The sequence below is a fragment of the Rheinheimera mangrovi genome, from assembly GCF_003990335.1.
Taxonomy (GTDB): domain Bacteria; phylum Pseudomonadota; class Gammaproteobacteria; order Enterobacterales; family Alteromonadaceae; genus Pararheinheimera; species Pararheinheimera mangrovi.
In genome coordinates, this window is sequence record NZ_CP034683.1 from 1,462,075 (window position 1) to 1,478,931 (window position 16,857).

The 16,857-nt window shown below is 45.8% G+C and carries 15 protein-coding genes; 10 read left to right on the top strand and 5 right to left on the bottom strand.

The genetic code is table 11. From position 1 onward, the window contains the following. Positions 1-2 precede the first annotated feature (2 nt). A complete protein-coding gene (gene nudK / locus EK374_RS06650; RefSeq protein ID WP_127021292.1) occupies positions 3-590 on the top strand; it encodes a GDP-mannose pyrophosphatase NudK in 588 nt (195 codons plus the stop codon). A 384-nt stretch (positions 591-974) separates the two neighbouring features. Further along, positions 975-1,841: an AraC family transcriptional regulator gene (locus EK374_RS06655; RefSeq protein ID WP_127021294.1), complete on the top strand. Its 867-nt coding sequence runs from the start codon at positions 975-977 to the stop codon at positions 1,839-1,841. Positions 1,842-1,901: 60 nt separating this feature from the next. On the opposite strand, the gene EK374_RS06660 is transcribed toward EK374_RS06655, so the two are convergent. Further along, complete coding sequence (locus EK374_RS06660) at positions 1,902-3,281, bottom strand: amidohydrolase family protein (protein ID WP_127021296.1); 1,380 nt, start codon at positions 3,279-3,281, stop codon at positions 1,902-1,904. Positions 3,282-3,662: 381 nt separating this feature from the next. Here EK374_RS06660 and EK374_RS06665 point away from each other — a divergent pair, with 381 nt between their 5' ends. The 4 genes from EK374_RS06665 to EK374_RS20890 all read left to right on the top strand — a co-directional run bounded on the left by EK374_RS06665 (position 3,663) and on the right by EK374_RS20890 (position 7,724). Next, entirely contained in the window at positions 3,663-5,126 is a 1,464-nt protein-coding gene (locus tag EK374_RS06665; protein ID WP_127021298.1) for a carbon starvation CstA family protein, read from the top strand. A gap of 243 nt (positions 5,127-5,369) precedes the next feature. After that, complete coding sequence (locus tag EK374_RS06670; protein ID WP_127021300.1) at positions 5,370-6,425, top strand: hypothetical protein; 1,056 nt, start codon at positions 5,370-5,372, stop codon at positions 6,423-6,425. Positions 6,426-6,618: 193 nt separating this feature from the next. Beyond that, a complete protein-coding gene (locus EK374_RS06675; RefSeq protein WP_233280360.1) occupies positions 6,619-7,464 on the top strand; it encodes an outer membrane beta-barrel protein in 846 nt (281 codons plus the stop codon). Beyond that, positions 7,452-7,724 (top strand): OmpA family protein, encoded by a 273-nt coding sequence (locus EK374_RS20890; RefSeq protein WP_233280361.1) that lies wholly within the window; start codon positions 7,452-7,454, stop codon positions 7,722-7,724. The genes EK374_RS06675 and EK374_RS20890 overlap by 13 nt, the downstream gene beginning before the upstream one ends. A gap of 58 nt (positions 7,725-7,782) precedes the next feature. Here EK374_RS20890 and EK374_RS06680 read toward each other — a convergent pair whose 3' ends face one another. The 3 genes from EK374_RS06680 to EK374_RS06690 form a co-directional block, all read right to left on the bottom strand. After that, a complete protein-coding gene (locus EK374_RS06680; protein ID WP_127021302.1) occupies positions 7,783-9,435 on the bottom strand; it encodes a methyl-accepting chemotaxis protein in 1,653 nt (550 codons plus the stop codon). Positions 9,436-9,447: 12 nt separating this feature from the next. Next, entirely contained in the window at positions 9,448-10,170 is a 723-nt protein-coding gene (locus EK374_RS06685) for an outer membrane protein OmpK (RefSeq protein ID WP_127021304.1), read from the bottom strand. A 98-nt stretch (positions 10,171-10,268) separates the two neighbouring features. After that, complete coding sequence (locus EK374_RS06690) at positions 10,269-11,180, bottom strand: LysR family transcriptional regulator (protein WP_127021306.1); 912 nt, start codon at positions 11,178-11,180, stop codon at positions 10,269-10,271. A 107-nt stretch (positions 11,181-11,287) separates the two neighbouring features. Between EK374_RS06690 and EK374_RS06695 the strand changes: the two genes are divergently transcribed. Beyond that, positions 11,288-12,043, top strand: coding sequence for a type 1 glutamine amidotransferase domain-containing protein (locus tag EK374_RS06695; RefSeq protein WP_206099296.1), 756 nt, complete (start codon positions 11,288-11,290; stop codon positions 12,041-12,043). 177 nt (positions 12,044-12,220) lie between these two features. Beyond that, positions 12,221-12,982, top strand: coding sequence for a substrate-binding periplasmic protein (locus EK374_RS06700; RefSeq protein ID WP_127021308.1), 762 nt, complete (start codon positions 12,221-12,223; stop codon positions 12,980-12,982). 166 nt (positions 12,983-13,148) lie between these two features. Here EK374_RS06700 and EK374_RS06705 read toward each other — a convergent pair whose 3' ends face one another. Then, positions 13,149-14,054 carry a LysR family transcriptional regulator gene (locus EK374_RS06705; protein ID WP_127021310.1) on the bottom strand — a complete coding sequence of 302 codons (906 nt, stop codon included), beginning with the start codon at positions 14,052-14,054 and terminating at the stop codon, positions 13,149-13,151. 107 nt (positions 14,055-14,161) lie between these two features. Between EK374_RS06705 and EK374_RS06710 the strand changes: the two genes are divergently transcribed. Together EK374_RS06710 and EK374_RS06715 are read left to right on the top strand one after the other, a co-directional pair. Then, a complete protein-coding gene (locus EK374_RS06710; RefSeq protein WP_127021312.1) occupies positions 14,162-14,800 on the top strand; it encodes an NAD(P)-dependent oxidoreductase in 639 nt (212 codons plus the stop codon). A gap of 126 nt (positions 14,801-14,926) precedes the next feature. Beyond that, a complete protein-coding gene (locus EK374_RS06715; protein WP_127021314.1) occupies positions 14,927-16,702 on the top strand; it encodes a choice-of-anchor I family protein in 1,776 nt (591 codons plus the stop codon). Positions 16,703-16,857: the final 155 nt, after the last annotated feature.

The window sequence follows — 16,857 nt, forward strand, 5'->3', positions numbered from 1 at the left end:
AAATGAGCACTAAAATCAGAAATATTCAGAAAACCCTGCTGTCGGATAACTGGTACACCCTGAATAAATTTAGTTTTGACTATCAGAATCACCAGGGGGTATGGCAACAACAGCACCGTGAAGCCTATGACCGTGGCAATGGCGCTACTATTTTGTTGTACAACAGCGCTAAAGGCACTGTAATTTTAACCCGTCAGTTCCGTTTACCTACTTATATCAATGGTAATGCCGATGGTTTACTCATTGAAACCTGCGCTGGATTACTGGAGCAGGATAATCCGGAAGACTGCATTAAGCGAGAAGCCGAAGAAGAGACCGGCTACAAAGTAGACAAAGTGCAAAAGCTGTTTGAAGCCTATATGTCGCCGGGTTCTGTGACCGAAATCATTCATTTTTTCGCGGCTGAATACGCCGAAGACATGCAGGTGTCCGCAGGCGGTGGACTGGCGCATGAGCAGGAAAATATCGAAGTACTGGAACTGGATTTTGAGCAGGCTTATTCGATGATTAGCACTGGTGAAATTAAAGACGGTAAAACTATTATGTTGCTGCAGTACGCCAAGATTAATGGCCTGCTGACCCCTAACTAAGTACGTAAAAAACCTTAGAACTGCAATGCAAACCTATGTCTCTGACTGGAATTGCAGAAACAGTTTTTTGGTTCTGTTCTGACAGATCATCCGGTGCCGCCCTTTGACTTTGATGTGGTGCCAAAAACCTGCACAGCGTCAAACTCAAGTGAAAACCAAACTACTCTTTGTTACTCCGGGCTGGGGCTCTTTGCATAAACCACTCTGCTACGGGATTGTATTCCGGAACTGCCAGATCAAAAATAACTCAATAAAACCAGCCAGAAGCTGTTTACCTGGTCGCATCAAAGCGCAGTCAATTGATTTTACAGCAACTTTGGTCAGGTAAAGCCGTGATTCATTGGGTACTATTTAGTTGTTTTATCCCTAACGCAGGATCAGAGAGTGGTTAATTATCGGCAAAGACTACAAAAAGTATTGGCGTTTATTGAAGCCAATACAGATACCGCTCTGGATATTGAGGCGCTGAGCAAGCTGGCTCATTTATCCAAGTATCACTTTCATCGCCAGTTTAGTTTATGTTTTGGCATCAGTCCTTTTGCTCTTGTTCGCAGCTTAAAACTGAAAAAAGCAGCCTACCAGCTGGCATTCAGAACTCAACTGACTGTGACCGATATTGCTTTTGAGGCGGGTTTTGAAAATGCGGAGTCTTTTTCGCGTGCGTTCCGGCAACTCAGCGGGCAGAGTCCAAGCAGTTTTCGAAAAGCTCCAGACTGGGATTATTGGCAACAACAGCACAAAGTATTGAGTGACCTGGCAGGAGTAACTATGACAGAGCCCCTGGCGTATCAAGTACAGCGCATTGATTTTCCTGGCATTTCAGTGGCAGTTTTTGAACACAAAGGCGCACCTGATCAACTGATGCACAGCATCAGGCGTTTTATAAACTGGCGGAAAAGTCAGAAATTGACACCGGCAGTCAGCCGAACTTTTAATCTGGTGTACGAGGATCCTGCGACAGTTCCAGCTGCAGATTACCGCTTTGATTTATGTTGTGAATTCGATGGCGATTTGGCTGATAACTCCGAAGCTATAGTACTGAAGAAAATTCCGGCAGGACCTTGCGCTATGATCCGTCATACAGGTTCAGATGAACAGCTAGCGCAGGTTGTACGGTATTTGTATTCGGTCTGGCTTGAGGAAACCCAAGCAGAGCTGCGGGACTTTCCATTGTTTTTTGAGCGGGTTCGTTTTTTCCCTGATGTACCACAGCATCAGGCAGTAACCGACCTTTATTTACCGATCAAGTGAGCTGCGGGTTGCCGCAGAATTTGGCGCAACCCGCGTTAGAATGTCTCTAGGCTGTGTGTCCTAACGCTTCAGCGCTTCTTCAATCACCTGACCATTTTGTTTATAGATCACGCCGTTTTTCATCACCAAATCAACGTGTTGTAACAGGTTCATATATTTAAGCACGTCACCCCTAACAGTAATAATGTCTGCTACTTTGCCGGGCGTTACTGAGCCGTATTTATCCTGCACACCCATCATTACGGCTGGCCAGTACGTCGCTGCTCTGATGGTTTCTATAGGGTCAAAGCCAAAATCGTCTACCCAAACCGCCATTTCATGCCAGGTGGTCTGGCAATGGAATTTCATCGGAATGCCGACATCAGTCCCGACCAACATCACAACTCCGGTATCTTTTAACTGCTCAATTTTGCGCTTTAACGTGGGTTTACGTAGTGGTACTAATTGGGTATACCCCAAATGGCCGGGTTTTTTAATAGATTGCTGAATATCGGCGATAGTGTCTGGCTTTAAGCCTCTGTGCCAGCAGGTATTGTCTAAATGCTCAGGATTTTTAACTGTATCCTGATAACTCCACAAACCTTCCACTGTAGGGGTCCAAAACAGCAGACCTTTAAACATGCCTGTGCCTGTGCGCTCTTTAATGGCGGTCAGCACGTCATCAGGATAACCTGGTGCTGTGGTCAGGCCTGTGTGTTCAAAGTTATCGACGCCAATTTCTACTCCGCGGCGAATTTCATTAGGTTTATGTGAATGTGCGACAACTTTTAACCCACGTTTGTGAGCTTGTTGCACTATAGTTTCCGCCACTTCACGAGGCATGTCGTCCTGATCAATCAGTTTAACTATGTCCATACCGGCATCGGCTAACTGATTGACCTTTTTTATCGCGTCACTTTTATCTTTCACTGCCCAGCGGTAGCTTTTTTGCCAGTCATCAACCTGCCATTGCAAAAATGGGCCAGAGGCATACAAAGTGGGGCCGGGGATTTCGTTTGCAGCCAGTTTAGCTTTGATGATTTGAGTATCTTCAAGCGGCGCACCTAAATCACGCACGCTGGTTATTCCGGCCAACAATAACTGCACTAAACTGGCAGGCATAATTTCATCGGCAAAACGGCTTTTGTATTTGGCTTGCCAGTGCACATAGTTGGCGTGCCCCGTTAGCTGGATATGGGCATGGCTTTCCCATAAACCAGGTAATACATCTTGTCCTTCGGTGGACACTATTTTGTAATCTGCTGGCACACTGAGGGTGTCGACTGAGCCCACTTGCTGAATGATGCCTTTGTCTATCAGGATCACGCTGTTTCGGATCAGGTTTTCAGCTGTGCCGTCGATCAGCCTGCCACCAACCAGTGCAATTTTTTCAGCAAAAACACTGGTGCTTGCGCTGCAAAGCACAAGACTAACTAGCAGTGAAATAACAGGTTTTTTCATGTGGCATCCAAATTGTTGTATTTATAGTCAATTGAAGTTAACTGGCGATCCTCTATATTGCAATGCAACTTAACCCGCATAAACTGACGTTGGGCTGTAGTTGAAATTTTTCCGCTGCCACAAAGTCAGCATAAATCTCCGTCGTTTTTTCTGCGTTGATAGGGATTTAGCATCAAACCCAGGTGGAGCAACTGTATGACGGGGAAAGGCTTTAGGTTTCAATGCTGACTAGACTACTTGATAGCCCAGCTGCAGCGCGTGCTCTATCGACTATTCGCTAATGTCACATCTGATGTGGCCATGCTATGGTATGCCGGTTTATTAAGGGGGTCGCAATGACGACCTCCAACAAGCCTGTGAGAATAAAAGGAACCTACCCTTATGCTTATCTTTTTTGTCAGTATTGCGATACTTATCCTTGGCTACAAATTCTATAGTCCCTTTGTTGAAAAACAGGCTGGCATAGATCCTAAAGCTATTACCCCACAGGAGCGTTTTAGTGAGGGCGTGGATTATGTAGCTATTAGTCCGATGAAAGCCTTTTTGATCCAGTTTCTGAACGTGGCCGGGGTAGGTCCTATTTTTGGCCCTATCTTAGGTGCTGTTTATGGTCCTGTGGCGCTGGTATGGATTGTGATTGGTAATATTATCGGTGGCGCAGTTCACGACTATTTTTCCGGTGTGATGAGTATCAAAGAAGACGGCAAAAGCTTACCTGAAATAGCCGGTCATTATTACAACGTTGTTTTTAAAGGCGTTATGCTTGTATTCACCGCCATGCTGCTGTTTTTTGTCGGTGTGGTGTTTATTATGAGCCCGGCCGGGCTTTTAAGTAATTTGTCTTATTTTGAGGACACTTTGTTAGCAGGCAATACCTTTTGGGTCTTAGTGATTTTAGCCTACTACTTTTTAGCAACCCTGCTGCCCATCGACAAAATCATCACCAAGTTGTATCCGGCTTTTGGTGTATTAATGATAGTGATGACAACCCTAATAGCGGGTGCTTTATTAATGGAAGCGCCTCATTTACCACAGGTTGCTGATATTTTTGCTTATTTTGATGGTCACCATGAACATGATTTTTTAACACCTAATCCTGATGGTGCTCCGATCTGGCCTCTGCTGTTTTTAACTATTACCTGTGGCGCTATCAGTGGTTTCCACTCTACTCAGGCACCTATTATTTCCCGTTGTTTAACCAATGAAAAATATGTTCGTCCTGTCTACTACGGTGCCATGGTCTGTGAAGGTATAGTGGCCTGTGTTTGGGCTTTGGCTGGTATTGCAGCCTTTCCTGGTGGTTATGTTGAGTTAAAAGCTATGCTGGCTCAGGGTGGTCCTGGCTTAGTGGTGAATCATATCGCGACTAGTTATCTGGGCGTTTTTGGTGGTGTGATGGCAATTCTGGCTGTGGCAGTATTTCCTATCACCTCAGGTGATACAGCCTTCCGCTCATTACGTTTAACCATAGTGGATGCTTTTAATATTCCACAAAGTTTACGCAACAGACTGCTGTTGTCCGTGCCAATTTTAGCTATTGCTTACTTTATGACGATGCTGGATTTCTCGTTGATTTGGCGTTATTTCGCCTTCTCCAATATGTTGTTATCCACCAGCGTATTGTGGCTGGCAACGAAGTACTTGTTTGATCGTGGCACTTTTCACTGGATTGCCAGTGTTCCTGCGGTGATAGGCACCAGTATGACTGTGGCCTACATAGCAACGGCTGGCATTGGCCTGAACTTACCTGCAGCATATAGCAAACCTATAGGTGTGGTCGTTGCTGTGATAGGTTTGATCGGACTTGTTGTAGCGCACAATAAAAAGAGCACTGCGACTGCTTAACACCACTTTTTGGCCGGTTTCTTTACGCCCATCTTTGTACTACACAGATGGGCGTTTTGCTTTTAGCTACAGAGCCCAACTCCGTTTTATCGCTTAGCAGCACATGCCCGCTGTGCCTGTTGTATCAGAACTCAAAAATAAGGTATGGTATTTTGTCTAATAAATAAGCGGGTCAACCCAGGCTGGTTGTGTTGTTTTGGGTTTATCAATGCACTGAATTTCTGTTTTTAAGGAGTCGATGCTATGCGACATTTAGTACTCTTTGCAGGTTTTCTCATTCTTTTTGCCAGCTTGAGTTTGCCAGTGAAAGCGCTGGACAGAGGGCGGCAGTTACAAATTACTGATGCTGCACAAAGTTCTGCTTTACTTGGGACTGTTGAGAACGCTATTTGGGCTGCAGATGGTAAAGCCAGTGACAAGGTTATTTATGTTATTTACAGCACAGAATGTGGCTGGAGCCAAAAGTTATTTAATGATACCCGTCATCTTACCGATCAAGTGCAACTGCGCTGGATCCCTGTAGCCGCCAGACAAGCTCCTGCAGTAGTCACGGATCGTACTGCGGATGCTGTGGCAGCTGGTTTTAGCGGCAAAGCAGGGCAGGTGGCTGATGGAGCTAAAGCTCAACGTGCTGTGCAATACAACAATGCAGTGATGACCAGCACAACTTACCAGTTTCGTCCTTATGCTCAGGACCGTACTTTTGCTTTTCCTACCTTGATTTATAAAACTGCTGCCGGCGTAAAAGTGATAGCGGGGAACCCTGCTGATTTAAATGCTGTGGTGGCTGAAGTACAACGTCAGGCTGGCAAAAGTGAGCTGACACCTGCAGGACTGACGATGACAGCAAATCCTGTGCTGCTGGATAAAAAGAAAAAACTGGCTCCTTTTGGTCATAACTTGCCTCAACCGGTCAAACTCTATGCCGCCCCTTCTGAGCAAGCTGCTGTGGTAGAGGAGCTGGCACAAGGCTTTCAGATGGATGTGACTGGTACTGTAAAAGACAGCGATTGGCTGGAAACCCAACCTTGGGGTCCCAAAGGTATCAGGGCATATATTAAAGCGGCTGATTACGTCCGCTTTAGCCGACTGGAGTTTCAGGTCAAACGAGCTGGCGGTAATTTGGTGACCAAAAATACTGTGCAGATACGCACTCACCCCGATGCACAGGCGCCGATACTGGATACCTTGCAACCAGGTTTTGAGCTGAGTCGTTCCGGCGAAGTGGAGCTCAATGGTCAAATCTGGGATGAAGTGATTGTCTACACAGACGGTACCAAAGGATATATTGCCCGTTAGCGCAGGCTTGAGTGAGGGGATCACTCAGCTTTTGCTCTGGTTTCGCAGACGATCAGCATGCTTTGTTTTATTTTAGGTAAGCACTTCAGGTGAGGTTCATGCTGGCAGAGCTAATACTGTAGTCAGATAAGGCGCTTTTTCAGTACCTTGCTTGTGATCTTTTGATGGAATGCAGAGGAATTAAATATGGCTAATGGAACAAATACGCCTTAAGCCTTTGGTTTTAGCCGTTTTATCTGTGCTGATGTTACCCACAGCATATGCGATGGACTACAGCAATTTTGAAGAAAATGGCTGGTCTGCTGGTATGAACCTTGGTAAGTCTGTGGCTGGAATAGAGCAGGATACTATACGCGCTGATCTGGAAAGCCAGGGTTTTAATCTGAACTCTGTTTTAGAAGATCGCCGCAGTGAAGGATACAAAATTTTTGTCGGTTATAAGTTCAATCCTTATCTGGCGGTAGAAGGTGGTTACTTTAATATTGGCGGTTTTCACACTTTAGCAAACACTACGCCAGCCACTGATTTTCGCGGTAAAACCAAGCTGTTAGGCTGGAACCTTGATTTAGTCGGCATTATGTCTTTTACCAAAGATTTCTCTGGTTTTGCCCGTATTGGCGTGACTCAAAACGAAACTGCAAATACCTACAGCAGCAATGGTTTGGTCGATGTCACGGGTTATGACGAAGATGGCAGCTATACAAAAAACAAATATGGCGTGGGTTTGCAGCACAATATTTCGCCTATTTTGACGGTGCGACTGGAAGCTGAGCGGTATCGCTTGGATGATTTGATTGCCCACAGCGGTAATGTAGATATGTATTCTTTGGGCTTAATGCTTAGATTTGGCGAAACTCAGTCCACTTACGCTGCCTCTGCGGCTCCTGAAGCTGTGCGTAGTGTACAGTCTGTTGCCGTGGTGCAAACACCGGTAAATGAAGCCGAAGTGCTGGTGCTCAAAGATGTGCATTTTAATTTTGACACTGCAGAATTAAATAACGAAACCAAAGCTATTTTACGTCAGCTGTGCAGACGCTGAAGGCGAACCCGCAGACCCGTCTGCGTATCGCAGCTTGCGCTTCAGCCAGCAGTACAGCTGAATACAATCAGGCGTTGAGCGAGCGTCGCGCTCAGTCAATCAAAGCTTTCCTGATCCTCGAAGAGGTGGATGCCAATAGATTTAAAACTGTAGGTTTTGGTCAAAGCAATCCTGCTGAATATAAAGCCAATCCTGCTGTGTTACGCTCAGATGCAGCGAAGGCCAATATGCGTGGCTTGTTTGAAATTATTGTTGAGTAAGTAATGAAAAAGCAGCCTTAAACCGGCTGCTTTTGTTACTCAGCTCCCGGATCTACAGTCAAATTTTATAACGACATACTTCTGCATTCAGTTGATCTGATAAATGCATCAGCTCTTTGCTAATGGCTGCGGATTCTGAGGTATCACTTGAGGTTTCCTGAGCTATGACCACGATTTGGTGCACATTTTTGTTAATCATCTCTGACACTGTAGTTTGTTCTTCAGCGGCGCTGGCGATCTGATTGTTCATATCATTAATAGTTGATACAGAGTGCTGGATTTCCTGCAGCGCAGCATCGACTTGCTGGGCCTGTTGCACTGTATTCTGGCTGTGGTGTTTAATTTCATTGATGGCCTGAACCGCCTGCTCTGCACCTTGCTGTAAAGAAACGATCATTTGATTGATTTCATCTGTACTTTTGGCAGTTCTGGCTGCCAGAGTGCGTACTTCATCAGCAACTACGGCAAAACCTCTGCCATGTTCACCTGCCCGCGCGGCTTCAATAGCTGCATTTAAGGCTAACAAATTCGTTTGATCCGCAATAGATCGGATCACATCCAACACAGCGCCGATATTTCTGGAGTCGTCGCCAACTTTGTCGATCACAGAAACGCCCAGCTGAACTTGTTGCTCCAGACCTCCGATCACAGAGATGGCTCTGTGCAACTTGACGTTAGCTTCATGCACCTGAGTTTCGGCGTGATTGGCAGCTTGTGCAGCCTGACTGGCGCTTTTGGCAACATCTTCTGCTGTGGCGGACATTTCATTTATCGCAGTAGCGACTTGATCACTTTCACTGTGTTGCTGTGCAACACCGGCTTCTGTTTTTTGCATTAGTGCAGCTAAGTGTTCAGCGGATTGGCCCAGACTACGCATTGAGCTTTGCACTTGCCCGACCAAGGTGGCTACTTTGCCGGAAAACTGGTTAAAAGCCTGAGCTAAAGCGCCCAATTCATGGCCGATGGACGCGTCCAGTCTTTTGGTTAAATCGGCTTCGCCCGACGCTATATCCTGCATGGCCTGAACCACATTCAGTAGAGGTTTTAAAATAGCTTTGGCAAATAAAGTGCCGATAAAAATCACCAAAGCCACCAGTATCAGAGTGATCAGAGCATCTGACAGTAAATCAGCGTAAATTTGTTGTTCTGTGACTTCTCGTTGTTTTTGCAGCATCAGCTCCAGATCATCAATATAAAAGCCTGTCGCCAGTACCCATTCACCCAGCAGTACAGCTTTTGCCAGTTTAGGTGCGGCCACAGTACTGCCGGGTTTTGGCCAGTTGTAGTTAATGTAACCGCCGCCTTTTTTGGCTGCCTCTATGTATTCTTTGACTAAAAAGCGGCCTTCAGGCGATTTGCTGTCGAGAAAGTTTTTGCCTTCACGCTCCGGTAGGTCGGCACTGACCACCTGAACTCCTTGCAGGTCATAAACAAAAAAGTAGTTTTTACCGTTTTCATAACGCAGGCTGCGCAATATGGCTTTTTTGCTGTCGTCGTCTGCAGCAGCACTTACCGCTGTAATGGCCATTTCCAGCAGGGTGTCTAATTGCTGTTTACGCTCTGCATACAATGAATCGCGCAGATGCATTACTCGGTTCTCTGCTTCATGTTGAGCGGAAAAGTAGGCTTTGCTAATAAGTACCAGAGCCAGAATAAAAACCGGGCAAAAAGCTAATAAAATCAGTTTGGTTCTTAATGATACAGAGTTCATATCGCCCTCTTGTTAAAAATGCCACTTCAACAGCAGGTTCAGGTTGTATTCGTCGCTGCGTAAGTTCGGCCGGTCTTTGACACCAAATTTGTTCAGCCACAACACATATTCAAACCCAAGATAAATTTTATCTTCAGTGTTCAACGCTTTACTTAGTAGCCATTTCAGTTGCGATGTCATATTCAGATTTGCATTATGGTTTTGTGTTGCGCTGGCCCAGTCGAGAAAACCATCGTATAAAAACTCCTGATCGCCCAGTGCAAAAGGTAAACCCCAGGTGATGGTGGTTTGCCAGTTGTCGCTGCGTTTTTCATTGTTGCGCCGGTAAAGATTGACCTGAAAATAGCGAAACTGAGCCATGTCCAGATTAAAACCTACACCATAGAGCAGATGCGTAGTCTGGCTTGACATTTCGACTGTAGTGGCGAACGTTACATCGCTGATCAAGCCCCACTTTGCCTCTGCCAGCCCCAGTTTACTGAAACTCCAGCGCGGGGCCCATTCGGCATAATTGGCTACATCACCGGAATCTGGCCTGATATGGTCGAGGAAAAAAAAACTGTCGCCCCAACTGGTGGCCGCAGCGTGTTCAAAGGTATAAATATCACGATTGTTGTCGCCTAAGCGGTAATGGTTGCCTGTTAAGTAACTGACCCGAAAGTCTTGCCAAAGCACTTCAGAGTGAAGCGAAGCAGAGCACAGCAGCAGACATAACAACAGCAGGTTTTGTTTCATAAAAATGTGTATGACAGAAGATCTAGGGATCTTAATACTGGCAGCAAATTACAGAAGGTCAATTTAACTACCAGATTTTACACAACAAAGGAGGGCGCTTAGCTTCGGACCAGCAACTGATGAATATGCTGACGCAACCAACGTCTTAAAGGATCATCCTGAGTTCTGGAATGCCAAACCTGACTGATTTGTACCTTAGGTAGCGGCACAGGACAAGCTGTGATCAGTAAATCAGGCATGGCCTTTTGTGCTATGTCTGCCACTGATTTCAGGCAGGTCAGCAGCACATTATTTTTGCTCACTATATGAGCTGGTGATAAAAAACCAGAGAGCCCGGCGCAGACTTGACGCGCTAAGCCAGACTTTGCTAATTCCTGATCAACCAGGCCGTCCAGATCTCCGGTCAGAGTTGTGACTATATGACGTGCCTGACAATAGTCTTCCAGACTCAGAGCTTGTTGCGCAAGCGGGTGTTGACGACGCAGCAGTACCACAAAATCTTCGGTCTGTAGTTTTTGCTGATAAAAGCTTTCCGGCAGATCACGATAAAAACCAGCGATAGCGATATCACAGTCGCCCCGTTCCAGCTGTTGTTTAGGTAATACGCCCTGAGTATGGCGCATGACCAACTGTACCTGCGGAGCCTGCTCATTTAATAACGCCACGAGATCGGGCAGTAGTAAACTTTCGATGTAGTCGGTGCTGTAAATCACCAGCCGGTCGGACTGAGTTAAAAAATCAGTGCCACTTTGCTGTTGATAAAAACCTTCCAGTGAAGACACCAGCTGTAATATTTCAGCACTGATGCGGATGGCTTTAGGCGTAGCTGTTAAACCCCGGGCTGCCCGGACAAAAAGCGGATCGGCAAATTCCTGACGTAGCTTATTTAATTTGTGGCTCAGCGCGGGTTGGCTCAAATTAAGTCGGTTCGCTGCCGAACTGACATTCAGTTCTTCGTATAGCACTTTAAACAGCAGCAATAAATTCAGATCTTTGCTTTTAATATTCATAATTTGAATAGCTATTATTAAATCAATTCACTTCTTTGTATTTTAGCCTTGCTGCACACTAAGCACCATAAACTCTACAGCAGAATCTAAGGTAAAAAGGTGAAGCAATGAAATTATCAACAGGCGTGATACAACTGGGGCTGGCAGTCGCTCTGACGTTAAGCAGCACTTTGACTATGGCGGCAGATAAAGTACTGATTGTCGTGACCAGCCATAGTCAAATGGGGACCACTAGTGAAAAAACCGGTTACTGGTTAGGTGAAGTAACACATCCCTATAAAGAACTACAGGACGCAGGTATTGCAGTGGATATTGCCAGTATTGCTGGCGGTAAAGCGCCAGTGGATGAGCGCAGTCTGGCAGAAGCCGATACGGTCAATCAGTGGTTTATGGCGGATAGCAAACATAACATGAAGCTGCAACAGACGTTAAAGCTGGCTGATTTAAAGGCATCAGACTATAAAGCTGTATTGTTTGCCGGTGGCCACGGCACTATGTGGGATTTTCCGCAAAACAAGGTAATACAACAGTTTGCAGCAAATTTATATCAGAGCGGCGGCATAGTGGCGGCAGTTTGCCACGGCCCTGCGGCATTATTGAATATTAAACTGGCAGATGGCAGCTACTTAATTACCGGAAAACAACTGACGGGCTTTAGCAACACTGAAGAAGCGGAGGTGAAACTCACGAAAGTGGTGCCATTCTCCTTGCAGGATCAATTGACGCAACGTGGCGCCAGCTACAGCGCTGCTGCCAACTGGCAGAGCAAAGTGGTGGTGGATCAGCGTTTAGTGACAGGTCAGAATCCGCAATCTGCAGCCGCTGTTGGTGAGGCTGTAGCGAAATTATTGACAAGCAAATAACCCCGCACTTTACTTCTGCATAGCCACAGTCTGAACCGCAGCTGTGGCTATTTAGTGTTATTTGTTCCTTAAATCTTTATTCATAGCTGCAAAATTACTCTGGATACTGCTCGTAGGCTGGCTCTGTGGCAAAAACTTATCTAGTCTCAAACCAATGTTTTTTTTGGATATGTGGTTATGTGGGTTCGATTTTGTCTGGTGTTACTGAGTTCTGTTCTGACGAATAGCCACGCAGCTTCAAAGCAGCAGGTATTGTTGCTGACTTACCATTTAAAGGCTCCTTATGTGATTGATTGGGGAGAGCAGCGTGGTTTGTATTTTGATCTGGCGGTCTATCTGAACCACAAAACGGATAGCTATCAGTTTACAACTGAACTGATGCCAAGAAAGCGTCTGGATGTCCTATTGGCAGGGCCTTTTACCGATGTAGTGATTGGTGTCCAGCCTGGCTGGTTTAAACCCTTGGCCGATAAAATGGTTTTTACAGCGCCTTTTTTACACGACAAGGATATGTTTGTTTCAGATGCCCGAAAACCAGTGCGAGATAAAGACCTGGCCGATTTAACCGGCAAAATTTTTATTGGTTCACAAGGCTATAAATACCAAGGTATAGATGAAGCCGTTGCGGCCGGAACTATACAACGTGTGGATACCTTACAAGAGGATTATGTACTGGATATGCTCAGGCTGGGGAGGGGGGATTTTACTATTATCAGCTCTTCGACCTTGTCTTATAAATTCAGTCACGGTGAACATGCCAGGCATTTTCATGTCGCCACGACCCCACATGATGTGATCCAGCGACGTTTTATGCTCAGCAAGACTGAACCACAGCTGTATCAATTTTTACAACAGGTGATCCGGCAGATGCCTGCGGACCAGGAATGGCAGTTGTTATTAGATAAATATCAAATTCAGCAGGCTAAGGTAAATCCTTGATTTAAGATTTGTTTTTCTTGTTGTTTTTCACTAAAGCTTCGCTATGTTGTCACACTTTTGCAAAGTTAAGCCTGCATTCTAAAGCGGCTTAAACTTGTTGCATGCATCACTGTTCCTGGTGATTTTAGGGCCCCTTAGCGGGCCCTTTTTTATTCGCCTTCATTGCTCAATAGTTGTTGTTTAGTAACCACTCTCTGAGAAATTCAACAAAAAGCCTTACTCTGGCAGGGCGGAAGTGACCTGGCGGATAGACAGCATAGATGCCACCTTTAGGCAGTTGCCATTGGGGTAAGACCTGCCGCAGTTCACCCTGTTTTATCAGTCGTTTTGCACTGTAGTCTGTGATGACTCCAAGTCCTGCTCCGGCTTTTAGTAAAGCAGTGACCGAGCCTGTAGATCCTGCTTTGATTTGGCTGCGCATCTGCACCTGCACTTCTTCAGATTTTGTATTGAAGGTCCAATGCAATGCCGATGGCAATAAACTAAAACAGATAAAATGATGTTGCGGTAACTCAGCGGGATGTGCCGGCATGCCATGGCGTTGCAGATAAGCAGGAGAGGCGACTAACCATTGTTCAAAACTACCTAAAGAAATAGCTTTTTGGCTGGAGTCTTTCAGCCAGCCCGCTCTGATGGATAAATCTATGCCTTCTTTAACCAAATCTTTGATTTGATCACTGCTTTTTAATTCAAAAGTTAAGGCTGGGTGGTGTTGACGAAATGCTAATAAGGCTGGCACCAGCACTTGATGGGCGTAGTCTTCAGGTGCACTGATCACTAAAGTCCCACTCAGATTATGCTCTGAGCTTTGGGCTTCCATCAATTGCTGATTTAATTGCTGCAGTAAAGGCAAGCAGTGCTGGTACAGCTGTTCTCCGGCCTGAGTCAGGCTCACCAGTCGGGTAGTTCGGCGAAACAAGGCAACACCAAGCCTGGACTCAAGAGCCTTGATTTGCAAACTAACTTTGGTTTTAGCGCAACCCAGCCGTTCAGCCGCTGCGGTAAAGCTGCGCTCCTGAGCCAATACCAGAAATACAGGCACGGCGTTTAAATCAATATCGGACAATTGCATAGCGTTTATTGTTGCTCATTTAATAACAGTGAATTATGTATTGGTGTGTTTTTTAAAATCAATAAGTCCGGATAATAAGCGCTATTCACTCAAACGGAGAAGATGTTATGAATATCGCTATTATTGGTGCTTCTGGTTTTATTGGTTCAGCGCTGACAAAAGAAGCCTTAAGCCGGGGACATCAGGTGAAAGCTCTGGTCAGCCGTCCTGAAGCTGTAGAAGTTTCAGCTGGCTTAACAATTCACAAAGTGGATGTAATGGATACTGCTGCCCTGACTGCAGCTGTAAGTGGGGTGGAGCTGGTGATCAGTGCTTTTAGTGGCCACAAAGATGCTGATGTGGCTGCTTATTATATGCAGGGTTTTCGGTCAATTTTACAAGCCAGTATCAACTCAAAAGTGCCTCGTCTACTGCTGGTTGGTGGTGCTGCATCTCTTGAGTATGCGCCGGGCCAGATTTTACTCGATAGCCCTGATTTCCCTGCTGCTTATCTGGGCTCGGCACAAGGTGCGTATCAGGCGCTGCAATTGCTTAAAGCACAGAGTCAGCAAAATTGGAGTTACTTATCACCAGCCGCTGAGATTTTTCCAGGTGAAAAAACCGGTAAGTTCCGTTTAGGCCTGGATCAGTTAATGACAGACGAGCAAGGTAAAAGCCGTATTTCGACGGCGGATTATGCGGTGGCTATGCTGGATGAAGCTGAGCAAAACCAGCATGCCAACACGCGCTTTTGTGTTGCATATTAAGCTGGGCACGGCAAAGGGGCTGTTTGCCCCTTATTCATCAAGTTTTCATACATTCGTCACTAAAGCGTCATAAGCCAACTTTAGGGTAAGGCCTGATTTTTTATATAAAACAGGACTTTACTAAAAATGAAATTTTCTGCGCTACGTCTTACTTTAGTGGCTTCGGCCATAGCTTTAGGTTTATCTGGTTGTACGCTGGATGGTGATGATGGTGCAGCAGGACCAGCAGGACCTGGTGGTGCAGTAGGACAGCCTGGCACGCCTGGAACTCCGGGCCAAAATGCTCAGACAGGGATCAGCACTAAAGCTGTTGCTCGTTTTGTTACTGGTACCTATGGCGCCGGCGCAGCTGAAATTACTCAATATCACAAAGCGTCCAAGCGTATTTTTGTTGTCAACGGTGCAGCGAACAAAGTGGAAATTCTGGATGCTTCAGGCATTAAAAGCACAGCACTGACAGATGCAATTACGGCTAACAATTTAACCAGTACGCCATTGACTATGCCTGCAACTGTCATGGTGAAAAATGCCGGTGGCGCAGATGAAACCTTGACCTTAGGTTTTGCCAACTCCATCGCCATTTCAGGCAATCTTCTAGCTGTAGCTGCAGAAAATAAAGTGAAATCGTCCGCTGGTGCTGTGCTTTTTTACGATATCAGCGCCGCAACTCCGGCATTTGTTAAAGCAGTGAAAGTAGGGGCTTTACCAGATATGGTAACCTTTACTCCGGATGGCAGCATGCTGTTGGTCGCAAACGAAGCTGAGCCTGAATCCGATTACAGTGTTGATCCTGAAGGTTCTATCGGCATTATTAACATCACTGCTGGTGTAGCGGCTGACCAGGCTACTTTATTAGCATTTACTGCTTTTAACGCAGATCAGGCTAAGCTGGCGGCGCAGGGCGTGAAGTTCGCCGCACCTGCCGGTACAACTGTGGCGCAGGACTTAGAACCTGAATACATTACGGTCAGTAGTGACAGTAAAAAAGCTTTTGTGTCATTGCAGGAAAATAACGCACTGGCCATAGTGGATTTAGCCGGAAAAGAAATCACTAAGGTTGTGGCTTTAGGCTTTAAAGACTACAGCCAGGAAAAAAATGCTGTAGATGTCAGTAACAGAGATGGGGTAACGCTGACCACTTATCCTGGTGTGTATGGTATGTATCAACCAGATACGCTAGCCAGCTACAACTGGAAAGGCGCTACTTTTATCCTTAGTGCGAATGAAGGGGATGCGCGTGACTGGGACGCATATAGTGAAGAGGGCAGAGTCAGTAGCTTAAAGCGCTCAGCGGATTTAACTGCATTACAGGCAGGATTTTATTCAGCAAATGGCCTGGGTCGTTTGAATGTATCCAAAGCAATGGGCCTGAATGCTGATGGTGAATACGATGCTCTTTACGCTTACGGTGCCCGTTCTTTTAGTATCTGGGATCAAAACGGTAATCAGGTATTTGACAGTGGTTCTGATTTTGAACGCATCAGTTCAGGTGTTCATGGCGAGTTATTTAACACCAATCACACTATAGTTGAAGGGGATAGCCGTTCGGACGATAAAGGTCCGGAACCTGAAGCTGTGACCATTGGTCAGGTTGGTGATAAAACTTATGCTTTTATTGGCACTGAGCGCTTGAGTGGGATTTTTGTTTACGATATCAGCAACCCGTACGATACAAAGTTTGTTGATTACTTTCACAACCGTAATTTTGACGCTGTCTATGAAATTGACGGCGATGCTGTGCCTGCTGAAGTCAGTGGTGATTACCAGCAAGCCGGTGACTTAGGTCCTGAAAGCCTGGTTTTTGTACCTGCGGCAGACAGCGCTACAGGTCAGGCTTTGTTGTTAATGGCGAATGAAGTCAGTGGCAGCTTAACTGTATTTGAAGTTAGTCCACGTTATTAATACCTGTCGCATTGAGGGGGACAATTCCTCCTCAATGCTCTCATTCTACTGAAAACACAGCTTTTTTTTTCTTCCTTACAATACAATCCTAACCACTGCTACTATACTGAGCCCGGACGATCTGAGCTTGATGCCGGTTTATCAGTGATCTTTTA